General features: G+C 34.3%; 19 protein-coding genes and 1 riboswitch. Of the genes, 6 read left to right on the top strand and 13 right to left on the bottom strand.

Going from position 1 to position 19,387, the window contains the following annotated elements; genetic code table 11:
- Window positions 1-59: 59 nt before the first annotated feature.
- Window positions 60-581 (bottom strand): methylated-DNA--[protein]-cysteine S-methyltransferase, encoded by a 522-nt coding sequence (locus EQ029_RS02045; protein ID WP_011274832.1) that lies wholly within the window; start codon window positions 579-581, stop codon window positions 60-62.
- A 90-nt stretch (window positions 582-671) separates the two neighbouring features.
- On the opposite strand from EQ029_RS02045, the gene EQ029_RS02040 reads away from it, so the two are divergent.
- Window positions 672-989 carry a YrhK family protein gene (locus tag EQ029_RS02040; RefSeq protein ID WP_011274831.1) on the top strand — a complete coding sequence of 106 codons (318 nt, stop codon included), beginning with the start codon at window positions 672-674 and terminating at the stop codon, window positions 987-989.
- Window positions 990-1,045: 56 nt separating this feature from the next.
- On the opposite strand, the gene EQ029_RS02035 is transcribed toward EQ029_RS02040, so the two are convergent.
- Both EQ029_RS02035 and EQ029_RS02030 read right to left on the bottom strand, forming a co-directional pair.
- Window positions 1,046-1,996 (bottom strand): CorA metal ion transporter family protein, encoded by a 951-nt coding sequence (locus tag EQ029_RS02035; RefSeq protein WP_011274830.1) that lies wholly within the window; start codon window positions 1,994-1,996, stop codon window positions 1,046-1,048.
- Between the two features lie 175 nt (window positions 1,997-2,171).
- Window positions 2,172-2,642 carry a hypothetical protein gene (locus tag EQ029_RS02030; protein WP_011274829.1) on the bottom strand — a complete coding sequence of 157 codons (471 nt, stop codon included), beginning with the start codon at window positions 2,640-2,642 and terminating at the stop codon, window positions 2,172-2,174.
- Window positions 2,643-2,953: 311 nt separating this feature from the next.
- Between EQ029_RS02030 and EQ029_RS02025 the strand changes: the two genes are divergently transcribed.
- The gene (locus EQ029_RS02025) at window positions 2,954-3,502 is read left to right on the top strand and encodes a TetR/AcrR family transcriptional regulator (protein WP_011274828.1); all 549 of its coding nucleotides are present in this window, start codon (window positions 2,954-2,956) and stop codon (window positions 3,500-3,502) included.
- Between the two features lie 112 nt (window positions 3,503-3,614).
- Entirely contained in the window at window positions 3,615-4,061 is a 447-nt protein-coding gene (locus tag EQ029_RS02020) for a VOC family protein (RefSeq protein WP_011274827.1), read from the top strand.
- A gap of 439 nt (window positions 4,062-4,500) precedes the next feature.
- Here the strand turns inward: EQ029_RS02020 and pruA are convergent, their stop codons facing one another.
- The 3 genes from pruA to EQ029_RS02005 form a co-directional block, all read right to left on the bottom strand.
- Window positions 4,501-6,045 (bottom strand): L-glutamate gamma-semialdehyde dehydrogenase, encoded by a 1,545-nt coding sequence (gene pruA, locus EQ029_RS02015; RefSeq protein ID WP_011274825.1) that lies wholly within the window; start codon window positions 6,043-6,045, stop codon window positions 4,501-4,503.
- A gap of 253 nt (window positions 6,046-6,298) precedes the next feature.
- A complete protein-coding gene (locus EQ029_RS02010) occupies window positions 6,299-6,877 on the bottom strand; it encodes a sugar O-acetyltransferase (protein ID WP_011274824.1) in 579 nt (192 codons plus the stop codon).
- Window positions 6,878-7,021: 144 nt separating this feature from the next.
- Entirely contained in the window at window positions 7,022-7,891 is an 870-nt protein-coding gene (locus EQ029_RS02005; RefSeq protein WP_053020209.1) for an SDR family oxidoreductase, read from the bottom strand.
- 233 nt (window positions 7,892-8,124) lie between these two features.
- Here EQ029_RS02005 and EQ029_RS02000 point away from each other — a divergent pair, with 233 nt between their 5' ends.
- The 3 genes from EQ029_RS02000 to copZ all read left to right on the top strand — a co-directional run bounded on the left by EQ029_RS02000 (window position 8,125) and on the right by copZ (window position 11,218).
- On the top strand, window positions 8,125-8,331 hold the full coding sequence (locus tag EQ029_RS02000; RefSeq protein WP_053020210.1) for a cell wall inhibition responsive protein CwrA: 207 nt from the start codon (window positions 8,125-8,127) through the stop codon (window positions 8,329-8,331).
- 204 nt (window positions 8,332-8,535) lie between these two features.
- Entirely contained in the window at window positions 8,536-10,923 is a 2,388-nt protein-coding gene (locus tag EQ029_RS01995; protein ID WP_037536179.1) for a heavy metal translocating P-type ATPase, read from the top strand.
- A gap of 88 nt (window positions 10,924-11,011) precedes the next feature.
- Window positions 11,012-11,218, top strand: a complete 207-nt coding sequence (gene copZ, locus EQ029_RS01990) for a copper chaperone CopZ (RefSeq protein ID WP_029376679.1) — start codon at window positions 11,012-11,014, stop codon at window positions 11,216-11,218.
- 170 nt (window positions 11,219-11,388) lie between these two features.
- Here copZ and EQ029_RS01985 read toward each other — a convergent pair whose 3' ends face one another.
- From EQ029_RS01985 to EQ029_RS01955, 7 genes are all read right to left on the bottom strand, one after another.
- Window positions 11,389-12,387, bottom strand: coding sequence for a D-lactate dehydrogenase (locus EQ029_RS01985; RefSeq protein ID WP_011274818.1), 999 nt, complete (start codon window positions 12,385-12,387; stop codon window positions 11,389-11,391).
- Window positions 12,388-12,419: 32 nt separating this feature from the next.
- Entirely contained in the window at window positions 12,420-13,580 is a 1,161-nt protein-coding gene (locus EQ029_RS01980; RefSeq protein WP_011274817.1) for an aminotransferase class I/II-fold pyridoxal phosphate-dependent enzyme, read from the bottom strand.
- Between the two features lie 79 nt (window positions 13,581-13,659).
- Window positions 13,660-13,767: riboswitch (SAM riboswitch) on the bottom strand.
- 79 nt (window positions 13,768-13,846) lie between these two features.
- Window positions 13,847-15,355 (bottom strand): phytoene desaturase family protein, encoded by a 1,509-nt coding sequence (locus EQ029_RS01975; protein ID WP_080047656.1) that lies wholly within the window; start codon window positions 15,353-15,355, stop codon window positions 13,847-13,849.
- 7 nt (window positions 15,356-15,362) lie between these two features.
- Window positions 15,363-16,220, bottom strand: coding sequence for a phytoene/squalene synthase family protein (locus EQ029_RS01970; protein ID WP_011274815.1), 858 nt, complete (start codon window positions 16,218-16,220; stop codon window positions 15,363-15,365).
- Between the two features lie 20 nt (window positions 16,221-16,240).
- Window positions 16,241-17,368, bottom strand: a complete 1,128-nt coding sequence (locus EQ029_RS01965) for a glycosyltransferase family 2 protein (RefSeq protein WP_016931234.1) — start codon at window positions 17,366-17,368, stop codon at window positions 16,241-16,243.
- 13 nt (window positions 17,369-17,381) lie between these two features.
- On the bottom strand, window positions 17,382-18,890 hold the full coding sequence (locus EQ029_RS01960; RefSeq protein ID WP_053038718.1) for a phytoene desaturase family protein: 1,509 nt from the start codon (window positions 18,888-18,890) through the stop codon (window positions 17,382-17,384).
- Window positions 18,863-19,246, bottom strand: coding sequence for a glycosyl-4,4'-diaponeurosporenoate acyltransferase CrtO family protein (locus EQ029_RS01955; RefSeq protein ID WP_256604933.1), 384 nt, complete (start codon window positions 19,244-19,246; stop codon window positions 18,863-18,865). Before EQ029_RS01955 ends, EQ029_RS01960 begins: the two co-directional genes overlap by 28 nt.
- Window positions 19,247-19,387: the final 141 nt, after the last annotated feature.

Genomic DNA, 19,387 nt, shown 5'->3' with positions numbered 1-19,387 from the left:
TAAGAGCAATTTAGGCTCTTATCTCGAACGCCTCTTTATTTACGTGTAAAGTAAAAGTGTTATGGTTTAGTTGAATTTTTAGGTCTATACAAATTATTCATATCTACTTGCTCAAGCTCGAGTAGTTTAATTTTATGATTAATCGTGCCACCATATCCTGTTAAACTTCCATCTTTTCCAACCACGCGATGGCATGGAATAATAATAGAAATCGGATTACTACCGACTGCACCACCTATTGCTTGTGCAGACATATTCGGCTTATTGCGTTCTTCACCTACAAGATTCGCTAGATCACCATATGTTTTTAATTGTCCATATTCTATTTCTTGTAGCTTTCGCCACACACTTTTTTGAAAATCAGTGCCTTCCGGTTTAAGTGAAAAATCAATTTGCGGACGATTTCCTGAGAAATATTCATTTAACCACTCAACCACTTTTTTAAAAATATCTAAATCAGGATTAGTTGGATGAGTAACAGTTGTGTCGTTATATTTATAAAGTACGTGTGTAAGTGACTCACCATCACTGATGAGTTCTAAATTTTGTACGGGAGATTTGTAAAGCATTGAATAAGACATCATACCCCTCCTTTCTGACCATTATGAAGAAGTTTCATGTCAAAGTACAACGGGAAGTATGTTATTACTTAAAATAATGGAGGTGTTAAAATGGCTGGTTTAAATAAAGATGATGTTGATTTACATTTTAATACCAATCAATTTAATGAAGATGATCATGCGAAGCAAATCTCATTCTTCTACAAAGCCCTATATCAAATCAACGATATCGTACTGGGCATTATATTTTTAATTGGTAGTTTTCTATTTTTTAGTGACCAAACCATGATTGCCGGCACAATACTATTTGTGATTGGAAGTATTCAAATGACAGCACGACCTGTAATCTCTTTTGTCCATGACATGAAACTGTCTAAATATTACAAACGCAAATATAAACAGCTCCTAGATGAAAAGAAGCAACATTAATAGATATAAGCGTGTGAATCTACCATTTGTAGAATCATACGCTTATTTAGTTTGCGTTAGAACCAGTTCTTCTTTTTGAAAAGAGTAATGAGTGAAACAACAACCACTAATGAAATAGCAATAAAGACGAAATAACTATAATGCCAATCAAGTTCTGGCATATAAGAGAAGTTCATGCCATACCATCCCGTTAAAAATGATAGCGGAAAGAATATAGACGAAATAATGGTTAAGACATTCATCACACCATTAATTCTATTAGAGCGATAAGACTCGTTATTATCTTTAATATCATCTGTGATATGCTCACAGGCCATTAACGTATCTGTTTGTCTTAATAATCTACTATGAATATGTTTAATCAATAATTGATATTCATGTGATACGTCTAATGGTGATTCATCTATTATTTCATTTAGGAGTTGCTCCATAGGAATGAGCACACGCTTCAGTTTAATAATTTCAGAACGAATATTATATACATCATCCATTAATTTACGGTTATTGACTTTATCTACATTTTGATACTCAAAAGAAAAAACTATGTCTTCAACATGATCCACATATTTAAAATATTGATGTGTAATTTTATCAACCATGATAGTTGTTAGTTCAATCGTAGTTATAGCTTTAGGTGACTTATTGAATGACGTAATGATATCTGATAATACTTCCATTGGATATTTATGAACCGTGATTATCCAATTACCCTTAACAGTAATACTCAGGGGTTCTGCTGAGAAATTATTATGACTAATGGCATGCAATATTAAATATAAATGCTTTTTCTGTGGATGATTACTAACTTTAGGTCTCGTAACTGTAAATACAGATTCCTCTATGTGGTGCCTAGCAATATTGAATCGTTGAGTGAGTAATGCTTGATCGTTTTTCGTCGGATTCTCAAAATCAATCCACACAAGTTTGGCATCCTCAGGAATAGCTGAAAATGTACATGCAGTATGGAAGTGGTTTGATTGGTCTTGAAAATGGACACGAATTGCCATAGTATCTCCTACTTTAGATAAGTTTTACTCATCAATACCACTTTTCAGAAAATGAAAACAAAAGGTTAGGACTATCATGGATTGTAGGACAGAATTAATTCTTAATTCATAGTCCCGGACCCACTGTTGTCCTAACCTCTTATAACAATTCATTTATACTAATCAATTGATGTTATTAGTTTTGGTTAAAATTATATAATTCATAACCTTTATCTTTAGCATACTCAATTGCTAAGATTTCTAAAACATTAATGAACGCTGGTTCATCTTTAACATTGACATATTGGAATTTCAAATTATAATCTTCAGCTGTAATTGATTTAATATCCTCTTCATTGACACCTTTTTTCTGTGCTAAACCTTTTTTAAATTTAGTAGTGCCGACGCCTGATTTTAAATTATATTGACCTAATTTATTGAATAAGTCTTTTGTAATAAGTTGGTAACCAGTAGAATAGCCTCCTGTTTGACCAACGAAGATAGGCGTCTTTTTATCGAAGATAACATATACGCCAAATTTATCTTGAACTTTTTCACGATCTTCTTTGCTAAATGTTAATGCATTATCTTTATCATATTTAAATAATTTTTTTAGTTGCTTCTTATTATCTTCTTTAATTTGATCTAATTGTTTAGTGCCTTTCATAATTAAAATCCTCCCATATAGATTATTTCTATAAATTAAACTTAGAAAATAGAATAAATTTATGAAAAATACAATTTTATTTTTAATAGTTAAACAATGTTTCTATTTGGATATCATATACCCTTTCATAACGCTTTAAAACGCTATGCCAAAATCATTACACAATACATTTCATATTTTTAATCAGTTTATTTTTTATACGTAATTTACATTTTTAATGTAAATGCATGTTTATTTATATAATCTATAATTAAATATTATGTTTCACCAAATTTATTAGATTCTTCTATCTATGTTAGGGGAGAACAATTTTGAATGATAAAGACTTACGGGTAATTAAAACTAAAAAGGCATTAACTGATAGCTTATATTCATTGCTCGAACAAGAGATGTTTACACCATTAACGGTTAATAAAATTTGTAAGCATGCTAGTGTTCATCGCACTACTTTTTATAAACATTTTTACGATAAATACGAATTGCTTAAATACCTATTAAAATTAACACACGATGACTATTTTGCGACTGATATTAAAGAACGTTTGAATAATCCTTTTCAAACTTTAGCTAATTCTTTCAATAAAGAAGAGGTATCTCGAATTGAACTTAAGCAATATAACGATAAAGAGTTTGAAGATGTTCGCAATAAATATTTAATTGAAATAATGCAAAAGGATTTCAAAACCAACATGCATCGTATTACTGTTGATAATGTAGTACCGAAAAGCCTAGTATTCTATGTGTTTGGTTCGGTACTAAATGCATTTATCGATTGGAAAAAGAATGAAAATGTCGAGATTAAACCTAAGCAAATGGACCAAATCTTTCATAAACTTATCAATATCAAAGCACATGATTAATTAGAATAATCATTCTATTTTGTTCAAAGTTTCACGACCGTATATTAATCGCTATTTACATCTATTCATTATATAATGGACTGGGTTACAAACTAACTAAAGGGGTTTTATCATGACTGAATTATTTCCATATTTAGCATTTGAAAAAGCAAAAGATGCAATAGCATATTACGAAGAAGTATTTGGCGCTACAAACGTCAAAAGATTAGAAGTGAGCGAAGAACAAGCGGAACAATTTGGCATGACAAAAGAACAGGCTGCAGAAGCTACAATGCACGCTGAATTTGAAGTGTTAGGTGTTAAAATTTTATGCTCTGATTCATTCGGACGTGTAGAGAACATCAACAATGGTATTTCATTACTTATTGATTTCGATGTCAACAATCAAGACGATTCAGATAGAGTTCAACAGTTTTACGATGAAATTAAAGATCATGACTCATTAGACATTGAAATGCCACTCAAAGAACAATTCTGGGGTGGAAAAATGGGCGCCTTTACAGATAAATATGGCGTACGTTGGATGTTACATGGCCAAGACTATACAAAACTTAATTAAAAATCACATTGTTTTTATTAAACTATTAATAAATGGTTTTATGACACAATATTCTTAGATAAGTGAGAAGCAGATTCTATTGAAATTATATAGAATTTGCTTCTTTTATTTAACATTTAAGTCATACACATTTAAGAAAGTAGCGTTGATATAGATAATAAATAGAGCTGGGGAATGGGCCTCAGCAAAGAAATTTTCAACTAGCAAATCTACAAACAAAACAAACTGTGGAAATGGAACTTACGTGCTTGAGCACTTAAGTAAGTTGTTCTAATGATTAAAGTCAAAGAACTACATTACAGCTTCCTAGGCAAGTACCACCAATTTAATGAAATAAAAATAAGTCAGTAAATGAATGGACTATACTCATTTACTGACTAATTATTTAGAAATGTTATTCTAAATTTTATTAAACTTGTTATATATTGATCTTAATTCATTAGAACATTTCTGAAACGACTTTTTGTTCTAAGAAGTTTAATAAGTAGTCTGGACTACCTGTTTTGGCATCTGTACCAGACATTTTGAAGCCACCAAATGGATGGTAACCTACTACTGCTGCAGTACATCCACGGTTAAGATATAAGTTACCTACATCGAATTCATTCACTGCTTTAATCCAGTTTTCACGATTATTTGTGATAACCGCACCTGTTAAGCCATAGTCTGTATCATTCGCAATTTCAATCGCTTCTTCAAAATTATCAAATTTAGTAAAGCCAACCACTGGACCAAAGATTTCTTCTTGCATGACTTGATCAGATGATTTTAATCCTGAAATAATTGTTGGTTTAATGAAGTAACCTGTTGAATCATCAGCTTCGCCACCGATTTCAATTTTACCTTCTTTTCCACCAATTTCGATATATTTTTTAATTTTGTCGAATTGTTTTTTATTAATAACAGGGCCCATGAATGTATTATCTACAGTGTTACCAACTGTTAATTCTTTAGTTAATGCTACCGCTTTTTCTAATACTTCATCATACACTGAACTGTGTACGATGGCACGTGAACATGCAGAACATTTTTGGCCTGAGAAACCAAATGCTGACGTTATAATTGATTCTGCAGCTAAATCAGTATCAATATTTTCATCAACGACAATCGCATCTTTACCGCCCATTTCTGCAATAACACGTTTTAAGAATGTTTGTCCTTCTTGAACAACTGCGCTACGTTCGTAAATACGAGTTCCTGTTGCACGTGAACCTGTAAATGTAACAAAGTGTGTATGAACAGAATCAACTAAATAGTCACCGATTTCTTTCGGATCACCAGGTACAAAGTTAACAACACCTTTAGGAAGACCCGCTTCTTCTAAGATTTCGATTAATTTATACGCTGTTAATACTGTATCTTCAGCAGGTTTCAATAGAACTGTGTTACCAGCAACAACTGGTGCTAATGTTGTACCAGCCATAATTGCAAATGGGAAGTTCCAAGGTGGAATTGTAACACCAGTACCAATTGATTTATAGAAGTACTTGTTATGTTCTCCTTCACGATCTAATACCGGTTTACCATCTGCTAATTCCATCATTGAACGTGCATAGTATTCGATAAAGTCGATACCTTCTGCTGCATCGCCAACAGCCTCATCCCAAGGTTTACCTGCTTCATATACCATGACTGCAGAGATTTCCTCTTTACGACGGCGAATAATTGCTGCAACGCGTAATAATAACTCTGCACGATCTTTATGTGACCATTGACGCCATGCTTTATAAGCTTTGTTTGAAGATTCAAACGCTTTATCTACATCTTCCTTAGTAGCTTTAGATACTTTAGCAATTAATTCCGATGTATTAGCTGGATTAATTGAATCAAATGTATCATCTTTAGTAATGTGCTCACCGTCAATCACAATTGGAAGTGTTTGACCAAGTTCATTTTTAACTTGCTCTAACGTTTTTTGAAATCTTTCTACATTTTCTTGTACTGAAAAATCAATCCCAGGTTCATTTTTGAAAGGTACTACCATTCTTAATTACCCCCTATGTATTTGTAAGAATTATAAAAATCAGTAAAACATTGACTTACTTAAAATGATAATTTGTATCATTAATTTCATTCTACTATGCTTCGGGTTATTTTTGCAATCGCTTACATACATATTATCTGAAAAGTTTTAATTATTAGTCATTCGTATACTTTAACTATTGTACCTTTAATCCAATTAGCCGACATCAAGTTAAGTAAGTACTCAAAAGTTGTTTTATAGATAAATAGTCCTATTAATTTTTAGGTGCGTCATTTTCATTTATCTCTCTTATTACTTTAGCAGGCACACCCGCAACTAGGCTATTCGGTGGTACATCTTTAGTTACTACACTTCCTGCTGCTATAACTGAACCATCTCCAATCGTTACACCAGGTGTGACAACGACATTGCCACCAAACCAAATATTATTTCCAATAGTAATCGGCTGCGCCAACTCTAAACCTGCATTACGTTCTTTAGGCGTTAATGGATGATGGGCAGTATAGAAGCCACAAGACGGACCTATAAATACATCATTACCAATCGTGATGCCACCTCCATCCATGAAGTAACAATTACTATTAACAAACACATTTTTGCCTAATTTAACATTCCAACCATAATCTGTATCGAACGGACTATTAATTGCGACATTCTCTAATGTATAACCAAATAATTCAGTTAATATAGCCTGTCTTCTACTGTCATCACTCGGACGCGTTTGGTTAAAGTCAAAACATAAATCTTTTGCACGTACTCGTTCAGTTTCCAAATCTTTATCAAAATTGGCATCATACCACTGGTGTGCTAACATCTTTTCTTTTTCTGTCATTGTACTTACCCACCTTTATTTAATATTTATATTATAGTTTAAATAAATTAAGTGGTTTTCGCACGGAAACACTTTCTTTTTCAACATAAAATAAGCCATAAAGGCACTAGACACCTTTATGGCTCAATACATTAAAATTTTCATTTAAGTTGTAATATAGTCTCCACCATTAACATGGATGATTTGACCAGTGATGTAAGAACTATCCGCATTTGTAGCAAGAAATACATAAGCTGGCGCAAGTTCTGCTGGTTGTCCACGTCTACCCATTGGTGTGTTGCCACCTTGATTTTCTACTTTGTCTTCATCAAAAGTAGCCGGAATGAGTGGTGTATAAATTGGACCAGGTGCCACACCGTTAACTCGAATATTTTTCTCCATTAGTGTGGTTGCTAGTGAACGTGTAAACGAAACAATCGCACCTTTAGTTGAAGCGTAATCAATTAAATGACCAGAACCACGATATGCCGTCACACTTGTCGTATTAATAATTGTATCGTTGTCACTTAGATATGGAACGGCAGCTTGTGATAAGAAGAACATGCCAAATATATTTGTTTCGAATGTATCTTTAAATTGTTCAGGCGTAATATCCATGAAACTATCTTGAGGATATTGGACCGCACCATTATTGACTAGAATATTTAGACCACCAAATTCTTGAACAACTTGTTGCACTAAATCTTTAGATTGTTGTGCATCTTTTAAATCATGGGCATATGCTTTAGCCTTTACGCCAATCTCTTTAAGACGATTAACAGTTTCCTCTGCATCTTCATGCTCATCATAATAACCAATAGCTACATTAGCGCCCTCTTTTGCAAATAAGATCGCAACAGAGCGACCAATCCCTGAGTCACCACCAGTAATTAATGCAACTTTACCTTGCAATTTACCAGCTGCTTTATATTCATTTAGTTCTGAAATGGGTCTAGGATCCATGTCTCTCTCTGTTCCTGGTTGACGATTTTGAGTATAACCTTTAATTTGTTTATGGAATTCTAATAGATTCATTCATTTTCACTCCTTATCCATTTACTTAATCGTTCCTAATAAAGACTCTTTTGAAACAATAGATCAATGTGTATAGAACCGTTCAATTTATTACAACTTTAGAACTATAAAAAGTCAGTTCCCTAGTCTCATGCAATTTTATTAGAAAGCCTATATAATTAAATTAAACTTCTATTAAAGAAACCAACTAAAGCCACTAACGAGATATTACAGAAAAAGGAGTGCGACATTCTATGAGAGGTTTATTGAAAGGTATCATTGCATTGCTTATCATTCTTGGCGTTATAAAGACATTCCAAGATCATGATGTAATGAACGAAGCAAATTATTATTATAATCAAGCGAAAAACGGTGAACTTGTTCAAAATATATCCAATTTTGATTTTAATAATTATAAAGACTTAAATTTAGAAAATTTTAAGCCATCTGATTTTTTCTAAGTAAGCTATATAATCATTACAATAGTAGTTAGTAGTCTAGGACATAAATAATATAATGATGCTATTTTGCAAATTCGAAGTAGTAGGACAATGAATTCGAAAAGAATTCTGTCCTACTTTTTTATGCGAAAAATTAAGACAGAAACATTGACTCGAATACCCTAAGGGGGTATATTATGTATGAATTGTAATGGAGGTGTCTTAATGAGCAATAAACAAAATGCCACATTGAACATTACTGGTATGACTTGTGCAGCTTGCTCGAATCGTATTGAAAAGCGCTTAAATAAAATGGATAACGTAAAAGCACAAGTTAATTTGACAACGGAAAAAGCAACGATTGAATATGATACTAATGACTATGCAATAAATGACTTTGTTACAACGGTTCAAAAGCTTGGGTATGATGTTGTCATTGACAAAGCTGAGTTAGACATTACTGGTATGACCTGCGCAGCATGTTCAAATCGTATAGAGAAAGTATTAAATAAAGCACCAGGTGTTAAAGATGCGACAGTTAATTTAACAACTGAACAAGCAATGGTAACGTATTATCCTGGACAAACGGATTTAGATACCTTAATTGGACGAATCAGAAACTTAGGTTACGACGCACAGCCTAAACAATCCGAAGAAGATCAAGCAACACGTAAACAACAAGAACTTAAGCATAAGCGAAATAAATTAATGATCTCTACTATTCTGTCATTACCTCTATTAATGACAATGCTCGTCCATCTCTTTAATATGCATTTACCAGATATCTTAATGAATCCTTGGTTCCAATTTATCCTTGCGACACCAATCCAATTTATCATTGGTTGGCAATTTTATGTTGGCGCTTATAAGAACTTGCGCAACGGTGGCTTTAATATGGATGTGCTCGTTGCATTAGGTACTAGTGCTGCATACTTTTACAGTATTTATGAAATGATCAAATGGTTTTCTGGTGCCACAAACATGCCTCACCTTTACTTTGAGACAAGCGCTGTACTTATCACATTAATTCTTTTCGGAAAATATTTAGAAGCACGTGCTAAATCACAAACGACGAATGCATTAAGTGAATTACTTAACTTACAAGCAAAAGAGGCACGCCTAATTGATGATAATGGTATGGAGAAAATGGTACCGCTCAATCAAGTTAATGTAGATGATATCTTGTTAATTAAACCCGGTGAAAAGATACCTGTCGATGGTCAAATTATTAAGGGTGAAACTGCTATTGATGAATCAATGCTAACAGGTGAATCCATGCCAGTTGATAAACACGTTGATGATGTAGTAATAGGCTCAACTATGAATACGAATGGTGTTATTACAATTATGGCAACTAAAGTTGGCAAAGATACTGCCCTATCCAATATTATTAAAGTGGTTGAGGAAGCTCAAAGTTCTAAAGCACCTATCCAACGTTTAGCTGATATTATATCAGGTTATTTCGTTCCAATTGTTATTGCGATTGCTTTACTGACATTCTTAATTTGGATTACACTTGTACATCCTGGTCAATTTGAAGATGCACTTGTTGCTGCGATATCAGTTCTAGTGATTGCTTGTCCATGTGCACTTGGTTTAGCTACACCAACTTCAATAATGGTTGGAACTGGTCGCGCTGCTGAAAATGGTATTTTGTTTAAAGGTGGCGAATATGTCGAACGTACAAATCAAGTTGATACAGTTGTGTTTGACAAGACAGGAACACTTACACACGGCAAACCAGAAGTAACTTATTTTGAAGGTGACAAAGATACCTTAACTTTAGTTGCTTCAGCTGAAAATAACTCTGAACACCCACTTGCTACTGCAATTGTTAACTACGCCAAACAACACAAAGTTAACTTGGTAAATGTCACAAATTATCAAACATTACCAGGTCACGGAATACAAGCCATTATAGATGATTCTATGTTATTTGTAGGTAATCAAAAGTTAATGTTAGATCATCAAATCAATATACAAAGCATTAAACAGAAGATGAAACAGATGGAAGCCGAGGGACACACTGTTATGCTAATAGCTTATGATGGCGAACTAAGAGGTATGATTGCTGTAGCTGACACTGTTAAAGCATCTGCTAAAGAAGCTATCCAACAATTATCATCTATGAATATCAGAACGGTCATGCTAACTGGTGATAATGAACGAACTGCAAAAGCTATTGCTAAAGAAGTCGGCATTGATCAAGTCATTGCCGGCGTCCTACCTGAAGATAAAGCACATCATATAACTCAATTACAAGAACAGAAACATAATGTCGCTATGGTCGGTGACGGTATCAATGATGCGCCTGCCCTCGTCAAAGCAGATATTGGCATTGCAATGGGAACGGGCACTGAAGTAGCAATAGAAGCTGCAGATATCACCATTCTTGGCGGAGATATCCAATTAGTTCCTAAGGCCATTCATGCAAGTCATAAAACAATTCGCAATATTAAACAGAACTTATTCTGGGCATTTGGATACAACATTGCAGGCATCCCTATTGCGGCAATGGGATTACTTGCCCCTTGGATAGCTGGTGCTGCGATGGCCTTAAGTTCAGTTAGTGTAGTAAGTAATGCCTTAAGACTAAAACGAATGAAATTATAATTATGAAGCATTTCTATTTTATTTCTTTGTTTATTAAAAAGGAGTAAAATATGGGTATATATTACTAAGAACATCGGAGGTGACAGGTATGATTAATAAAGTTATTAATGTTGAAGGTATGAGTTGTGATCATTGTAGAAATGCTGTTGAATCAGCACTAGCGAAATTAAACGGTGTGACTTCAGCAGAAGTAGACTTAGATAAAAATCAAGTTCGCGTCGATTACGACGAAAATAGAGTATCAGTTGAACAAATGAAAGAAGCTATTGAAGACCAAGGCTACGATGTAAAATAAGATCTGAATAAGAAACCTGCTTTTGTTAGGCAGTCAATAAGGCCCGTACAAAAGCCATTAGGATGTAGGCGAACTAGAAAAGTGAGCAATCGTGCTGGCAAAATATGAGGAGTTGAGTATGGGACATTGAATTTTTAAATAATTCTGTCCCATGCCCAACTCTTATTTTTTTAATTCACTCTTAATTTTGTCGTACCTGTATTCATGACATCAATGACTGCATCGAGTGCATCAACAATTAAGTTCTTAACTGCCGCATCAGTATAAAACGCGATATGTGGTGTTAACCAGATATCTTCTCTAGCAATTAGTTCATCTAATAAGTCATCATTAATTGCTTTATTACGATAATCTCCTGGGAACAACCCTCGTTCATGCTCATAGGTGTCTAACGCTGCGCCTTTAATGTGTCCACTATCAATCGCATCTAGTAATGCTCTCGTATCTACTATCGATCCCCTAGCAGCGTTTACAAATACGGCACCTTTTTTAAATTTTGAAAATAAATCTCTATTGAAGAGATGTGGATTATATTTCGTTGCTGGAATATGAACTGTAACAATATCTGCATCACGTAAAGCTTCTTCCAACGTATCCTTATACTCAACATATTGCGCAACCTTTTCATTAGGAAATGGATCATATGCAACAACATGACTTCTATATCCTTTTGCAAAAATACTTGCCGCTATCGAACCAATACGTCCTGTTCCTATAACAGCTACGGTTAAATCGCTTATTGAACGCGACAATATTGATGGTTCCCATCTAAAATCATAGTCTTTAAGTTTACGTTGAATGTCGTTCTGATTTCTTACAATATTAATGGCTTGTGTCACTGCAAACTCTGCAATTGAACTAGGTGAATATGACGGTACATTAGATATGATAATGCCATATTGTGTAGCTAAATTTAAGTCGTATGTATCAAATCCAGCACTACGTTGTGCAATATGTTTAATACCAAATTGTTGCAATTTGGCAAATACATCTTCCGATATTGGATGTTGTTGAGACAAAGATAAACCATCAAATCCTTGAACATCATCGACATTATCTTCTGTTAATATTTCTTTATTTAACTCTACTTCGACATTATTTTGTTCCGCCCATTCTTCAATATAAGGAATATCTTCATCTCGTACACTCATTATTTTAATTTTAGTCATAAAATTTCATCCTTTCTATTTGTGACTTCTTGTTACTCGTTATATAAATAAGATAAAGAAGCTAATCGTTTAGCCGCTTCAGTTAATAATTGGTCATCTAATGCTAGGGAAATACGGACGTAATGACGACCATTTTCACCAAATGGAATGCCAGGCGCCACTAAGATCGATTGTTCTTTCAACAAATACTGTTCAAATGATTCACTATCATACCCTGGTGGTGTTTGAAGCCATGAGTAAATACCACCTTTAGAATGTACAAATGGTAAATTGGCATCTTTTAATTGTTTCTCAAACGTGTCACGACGACGTTTGAATGTTTCATTTTGTTGATCTAGAAAGTCATCATAGTGATTAAGTGCGTATGTTGCTGCATCTTGAAGGGCACCAAACATACCAGCATTAGTATGTGTTTGATATTTCTTCAGCGCTTGTATCATGTCTTTGTTACCTACTGCGAATCCTACTCTAAATCCTGACATATTATAACCTTTAGATAATGAAAAAATTTCAATTGCTACTTCCTTTGCATCTTTAGAAGCAAGTATACTTGGGTTCTTTGCATCAAATCCAAAAGCACTATACGCGAAATCATGAACGATCTTTGTATGCGTACCTTTAAATCTTTGAATTGCTTCATCAAACACTGCTTTAGTAGCCGTTGATCCAGTAGGATTATTTGGGTAAGTCAAATAAACGAGTGACGTACGTGCTAATGTTTGTGCATCTACTTTGCTCCAATCTGGCAAATAATGTGGTGGCTCCAAATTAAGTGGTACTGGATTGGCATCAGCAAGCATGACACCAGCAAGATAATCCGTATAACCTGGGTCTGGAAGTAGCACGTTTTCTCCAGGATTAACAATACATGTAGGCAAAGCCACTAAACCATTTTTAGTACCATAAAGTATGCACACTTCATCATCTTTATGCAGTTCAACACCATATTGTCGTTGATAGAAATTAACAATTGCTTCTTTAAAGGATTCCTTACCATGAAATGCACCATATTTTTGATTTTCAGGAATTCGAACAGCATCAGCAAAGTGATCAACAATGCCTTTAGGCGTTTCGCCATCCGGGATACCAACTGCCATATTAATTAACGGTAGTGGTCCATGCTCAACCTTACGCCCCATCGTTTTACCAAAATAACTATCAGGAATATTGGCTAGTTTATTAGAAATTGTCATTATTTACCCCCTTTTCAAATTAAAAAAGCTATATATCACTCTCAATTGATAGTGACATATAGCTTAGTTATGACTATGACACTTATCTTTGAGGCATACCTCTTTGGAGTTAGCACAGTACTTTTGTCTTTTAAGTCTGTTGCTGAAGTTTCATTGGGCCAAATCCCTTCACTTCTCTGGATAAGTCTATTGAATTAATATTTATTGTATCAGTTCAATAAGTATTGTCAATATTTATAATTTTCAGATTTATAGCAAGTTTTACTTTATTTTCCGTGTTCTATGTCTTCTAACATTGCTTCGGCAGTAATTTTAGCACTCGTCAACACAATTGGCACACCTGCACCAGGGTGCGTACTTGCCCCTGCAAAGTATAAGTCTTTATAATCTCTTGATACATTTGGTGGTCTATAATAATTACTTTGTGTAAGTGTTGGCATAAGTCCAAATGCTGAGCCGAATTTGGCATTATAACGACTCTCAAAATCAAGCGGTGTAAATACTGTTTCAGATACAACATCCTGACGTATATCTTTAAGTGCCTCAATCGTTTCTAATTTGTTATAAATGACATCTTTCGCTTTTTCAACCATATTAGGATCTTTCCAGTCAATTTCACCTGTCTTCAACTCAGGGACTGGCATTAAGACATACATCCCTGTCTGATCTTTAGGCGCTAATGCTTCGTCTTCTACAGATGGGAAGTAAAGATATAATGATGGGTCATCAGGCATCTTACCACTAAAAATGTCATCAATATTGCCTCTAAAATCTCTAGCAAATACAACATTATGTACATGTAATTTATCACGTAATTGACGATTAATACCTGCATAAATTAAAAATGCTGAACATGAATAGTCCATGTTATCTACCTTTTCAGGAGAATAGTTCTTTAAAGGTGAGTGCACAGGCATTAAGTTTTGTGCCACATATGGAAAGTCAGCAGTACATAGCACTTTGTCAAAACGTCGAATATCACCATTAACACGTAGACCATCTGCACGTTTGAATTTAGGGTCAATAATGATTTCTTGTACATCTGCATTAAGTTCTACTTTAACACCATGGTCTTGACCAAGTTGTAGTAAACCTTGTGCTAAGCCATACATACCGCCTTTTATATAATGAACACCATGTACCATTTCAATCATTGGAATAATAGAATAAATTGAAGGCCCTTGTTTAGGATCAATACCTATGTATAACGTTTGAAATGCGAGTAACTTACGTATTTTTTCATTGGATACATAATTATCTATTAATTGATTCGCATTATTAAATGTCTTTAATTTTAATCCACGATATAGCGTCAATGGGTTATAAAATTCACTTGGTTTACGGAATGTTCGTTCAAGGAAGTATTTGCGAGCCACTTCATATCGTTTATACACATCCGTTAAAAATTGCATAAAACCTTGAGTAGAACCTGGTTCTGTCGCTTCTAACGTTTGACTAAGTTGTGCTAAATCAGTTGATACACTCACTTTATCTTTATCAGAAAAATAAATATCAAAAATATGTGTAAGTGGCTTCATATCTACGTAATCTTCAAAGCGTTTGCCACTTTCTTCAAATACGGCTTTATAAACATCCGGTACCATCACTATGGTTGGTCCCATATCAAAAGTAAAGCCATCTTTCTTAAATTGGCTCATACGGCCACCAACTTGTTCATTCTTCTCAAATATTGTAACTTGATGACCTTTAGCGGCTAGTCGTGCTGCAGCTGCTAAGCCGGTAACGCCAGCGCCTACTACTGCTATATTGCATATATCTGACCTAATCTTTATATTTTTTCTTTAAATTGCGGTAGATTTTATGTTTTTTCCATTTAGAAACGTACGCACGGTCTTTCAATGAGTAATCTGCTTTACGTACTTCGGTTAATATACCTCGATATACTTGGGCTGCTAACTCAATAATCATTCGAGATTCTTCATTGTATACATCAAGATGATTTAAAACCATGTCATAGTTATTATCGGCTAATGTAGCGTAGAATTCCCAAATTTTAATGTAATTGTCAGAGAGTTGATCACGTTCTATTTCATCAGCAATTGAAACATTAAATTCATTTAAACGCGCTTTACTAAAGTAAATACGCCCGTTGCGATAATCTTCACCAACATCACGTAGTATGTTCGTTAATTGAAGCGCTTCACCTAATTGCTTTCCATACTCATATGCTTCATCTGACGGTGGCGTTGCTAGTATTGGGATCAGTAATACGCCTACAGTTCCCGCAACACCATAACAATAATCTAGTAGACCACGATCTGTTTCAAACATTTCGAAATGCTGGTCTGCTTCAACCGTATCAATTAAGTCATAGAGGGCTTGGAAATTCATTTGGAAATGTGTAGCTGCATCAGCAAATGCCGTCATAATGCGGTCATCACTTTCAAATGTCGTTGTTGTTTGATGTTCAATAGCTTTAACATCACGGTTAATCTTATGTAGATATTCCACGTCTTGGTGTACATCGATACTATCATCAACGATTCTACAAACTGCATAAATCGCCCAGATTGCTCGTCGTTGTTGTTCTGGTAACATATCAAACGCATATGAGAAACTCTTGGAGTAATCTTTCATAATTTGATGACAATATTGATAATTTTCTTCTAATGTGCTCATGGAGAACCCCCTGCTAAATATTATTTAATACTAAATTGTCGTCCCTTCCATTTTACCTGTTTCGTGTAATGAATGTGACGATATGAATTTATATAAACTAAAATAAACACTAAAAACAATATTGGGTTGATAGCTAAAAATAAAATTGAAAAACGTCCTACTCGACGATGTAAACGAATAAATTGTAATGTATATAAACTATATGATAACGCCATTCGCTTAAATGACAAAGTTTTCATAAATAAACTAAGTGCTAATCCGCTAAATGAGGTGATACATCCCACCATCCATAAGATAATTAACATCATGATATGAGGTTGTGTTGACGAAGCACCTACCGCTAAGTGTTTCGTCCATCCCTCTATCATTGTTTTAAATCCTGCTTCATACATTCTAAAGCTAACAAATCCCTGACCTTCAAACCGCGTCACTGGCAATTGGCAACGTTGAAACGCTTTTCCTAAAGAAAATCCTTCAATAATATGAGATGCAGCATTTTTATGCCCTTGTGTCAGGATATAATCGGATTTGTTCATGACTGTAACAGGTCCAAATGCTAATGACTCCCCTTTAGATTTGGATAAAGTCGAAAAACTATTTGTACCTACAACTGTCATAAGATTAAACATAGCCGATAAGTGTTCATAAGGTTTATAAACAACATGATACGGTTGAATACTCATTAATCCACGATATTGTTGTCGTGCATATGACTGAATAATTGCCTCTAGGGCGTGTTCATTATTCAATTCTACGTCTGCATCCATAAATATAAGAATATCTGATACTGTATAAGAAGCACCTAGATAACATGCATATGACTTACCAATCCAGGTATTACCATTGTTGTCATACGTCACATTATACACTTTCGCGCCCATCTCTCGTGCTATCTCAGCTGTTCTATCATTTGAATCATCATCCATGACTATACATTCAACTCGCATTGATTGTTGAGACAAACTTTTTAACAGTTTAGGCAATCTCTTTTCCTCGTTGCGCGCTGGTATAATCACACTAATTGATTGTGTTGTCTCACCCTCGCGTTTCTTATCAAACGAGAGTAAATAACGACGATTATACATTAAATAACCACTTATTAATGATAGACCTGTACTAGCATGGAGAAGTGACTCTAATTTAGTCATAATTGTATTACCTCTATTCTCTTGAATCAGTGGTAACCTTACATTCAAGTGCATTAATTTTATCTGCTACTTGTTGTCCACTTAACGTCACCATCGGCATACCGCCACCAGGATTAACAGATCCTCCAACAAAGAATAAATTATCAAAGTATTCACTTTGTTTAGGAAACTTGAACCCTTTATTTTTCTTCTTGTCTGCCACTACACCATAAATGGCACCTTTATTTGAACCATAAGTGCGTTCAATATCGTGTGGCGTCCAAATATCTTCATATATGATATGTTGACGTAAGTCTGTAAGCCCCATTTTTTCTAATTTATCTAAGACACGCTCCCGGAAATCACTATATTGTTCTTCAGTAAACGGTTGGTTTTGAATATACGGAATATGTGGCAATACTTTTAAGTTCTCATGTCCTTCTGGTGCTTGAGTTGGGTCGGATTTATTTGAATTAACTAGATAAATTGTTGGATCTTGTGGCAATACTTTATCATGAAACACTTCTCGATAATTACGCTTAGAATCATTAGAGAAAAGGAAATTATGATGTGCCAGTTGAGCATATTCTTTGTCTACTCCTAAATGCATTACATAGCCAGATGCTGCAGGTTCATAAACTTTCTCTAATTGCGCTATTTTTTTATTTGAAAAGTGCAGTAAGTCACGATACGTAGGTATCACTTCTCTATTAGAAACAATGTAATCTGCACTCACATGTGAACCATCATCTAATCTAACACCAGTTATGTGATTAAAATACGTATCAATACTACATACATCCATACCAGTATGTATAGCTACGCCTTCTTCAATCGCTAATTGTTCCAATGCCTGAGCAAGTTTATGAATACCACCTTTAACGTACCATAATCCTTGTTCGTATTGCATATGAATTAATAGTGTAAGCACTGCTGGAGCATCATAAGAAGAAGACCCAACATATTTTATAAAGTAGCCAAGCATATCTCTTAATTTTTGTTTCTCAATATAACGATTAATAGCTTGTTGCATTGTTGAGAAGTAATCCACACCTTTAAGTGAACGCAATAGTCCCTGATATTTAATTATCTCTGACACTTTATCAAGTCCTAGTGCAAAGTAGCCCTTTTCCGTAAATCGATGGATTTTTTCTGCATAATTTAAAAATTGATGAAGTTGCTGAATATCGTCATTATTAAGATAGGTATTGGCATTTAACATTTGAGACAGGTCTTCATATAAATCTATCACTTCACCATTAGTGAAGAAACTACGCCATTGCAAAGGTAATCGTTCAATAGTAACATAGTCTTTCATTTGCTTATCACTATAGTTAAACAAGTTTTCAAATATGTATGGCATCGTTAAAATAGATGGACCTAAATCAAAACCGAATCCCTCTGTTTCTAAACGATTTACTTTCCCACCAATGTGGTTATTCTTATCATAAAGCGAGACATCAAAGCCACTTTGAGCAAGACGAATAGCAGCTGATATCCCACCTAGTCCTCCACCTATAATGATGATTTTCTTTTGCGACATGTACGTTCATCTCTTTTCATTCGTAGTTGATAGTAATGTTCTAACCTAGGACGGTTATAACGCTGTGTGAGTATGATCGGTAAATTAGCCGAAATCACATAACAAACATTAATGAATAGTATATATTTAGGCGCTTTGATAAAAACAACAATTGGTATCATTGATAACCAATGAACAAGTTCTGCACGGCGCATTTCTAAAATCATAAAATGTATATCTTCTAATTTAAATGAAGCCAGTCGCCTTTTATTATAGATACGATAATTGAATTGAGCTGCTTCTGGAATGTAATGTTTCCATTTATTAATACGAAATAGTTTATTCCAGAAAGCGCCTCTCTTTTCCCACGACCATATTTAAAAAAACGTTTCATATTTCACAAATACGGATGTCGGGCATAGTAACATCATATTAGATACTGATAATTGTATAGTTGTCCAGAACGCACTATGTATTAATCCTAATTTCATTACTTTCCATAACGACATTAATATTCA

This window comes from Staphylococcus haemolyticus (assembly GCF_006094395.1).
GTDB lineage: Bacteria > Bacillota > Bacilli > Staphylococcales > Staphylococcaceae > Staphylococcus > Staphylococcus haemolyticus.
This window is presented reverse-complemented; position numbering and strand designations above follow the sequence as displayed.

Coding starts and splice junctions, on each gene's coding strand:
- EQ029_RS02045 (WP_011274832.1), bottom strand. CDS start 581: ATGTCTTATTCAATGCTTTACAAATCTCCCGTACAAAATTTAGAACTC.
- EQ029_RS02040 (WP_011274831.1), top strand. CDS start 672: ATGGCTGGTTTAAATAAAGATGATGTTGATTTACATTTTAATACCAAT.
- EQ029_RS02035 (WP_011274830.1), bottom strand. CDS start 1,996: ATGGCAATTCGTGTCCATTTTCAAGACCAATCAAACCACTTCCATACT.
- EQ029_RS02030 (WP_011274829.1), bottom strand. CDS start 2,642: ATGAAAGGCACTAAACAATTAGATCAAATTAAAGAAGATAATAAGAAG.
- EQ029_RS02020 (WP_011274827.1), top strand. CDS start 3,615: ATGACTGAATTATTTCCATATTTAGCATTTGAAAAAGCAAAAGATGCA.
- pruA (WP_011274825.1), bottom strand. CDS start 6,045: ATGGTAGTACCTTTCAAAAATGAACCTGGGATTGATTTTTCAGTACAA.
- EQ029_RS02010 (WP_011274824.1), bottom strand. CDS start 6,877: ATGACAGAAAAAGAAAAGATGTTAGCACACCAGTGGTATGATGCCAAT.
- EQ029_RS02005 (WP_053020209.1), bottom strand. CDS start 7,891: ATGAATCTATTAGAATTCCATAAACAAATTAAAGGTTATACTCAAAAT.
- EQ029_RS02000 (WP_053020210.1), top strand. CDS start 8,125: ATGAGAGGTTTATTGAAAGGTATCATTGCATTGCTTATCATTCTTGGC.
- EQ029_RS01995 (WP_037536179.1), top strand. CDS start 8,536: ATGAGCAATAAACAAAATGCCACATTGAACATTACTGGTATGACTTGT.
- copZ (WP_029376679.1), top strand. CDS start 11,012: ATGATTAATAAAGTTATTAATGTTGAAGGTATGAGTTGTGATCATTGT.
- EQ029_RS01985 (WP_011274818.1), bottom strand. CDS start 12,387: ATGACTAAAATTAAAATAATGAGTGTACGAGATGAAGATATTCCTTAT.
- EQ029_RS01980 (WP_011274817.1), bottom strand. CDS start 13,580: ATGACAATTTCTAATAAACTAGCCAATATTCCTGATAGTTATTTTGGT.
- EQ029_RS01970 (WP_011274815.1), bottom strand. CDS start 16,220: ATGAGCACATTAGAAGAAAATTATCAATATTGTCATCAAATTATGAAA.
- EQ029_RS01965 (WP_016931234.1), bottom strand. CDS start 17,368: ATGACTAAATTAGAGTCACTTCTCCATGCTAGTACAGGTCTATCATTA.
- EQ029_RS01960 (WP_053038718.1), bottom strand. CDS start 18,890: ATGTCGCAAAAGAAAATCATCATTATAGGTGGAGGACTAGGTGGGATA.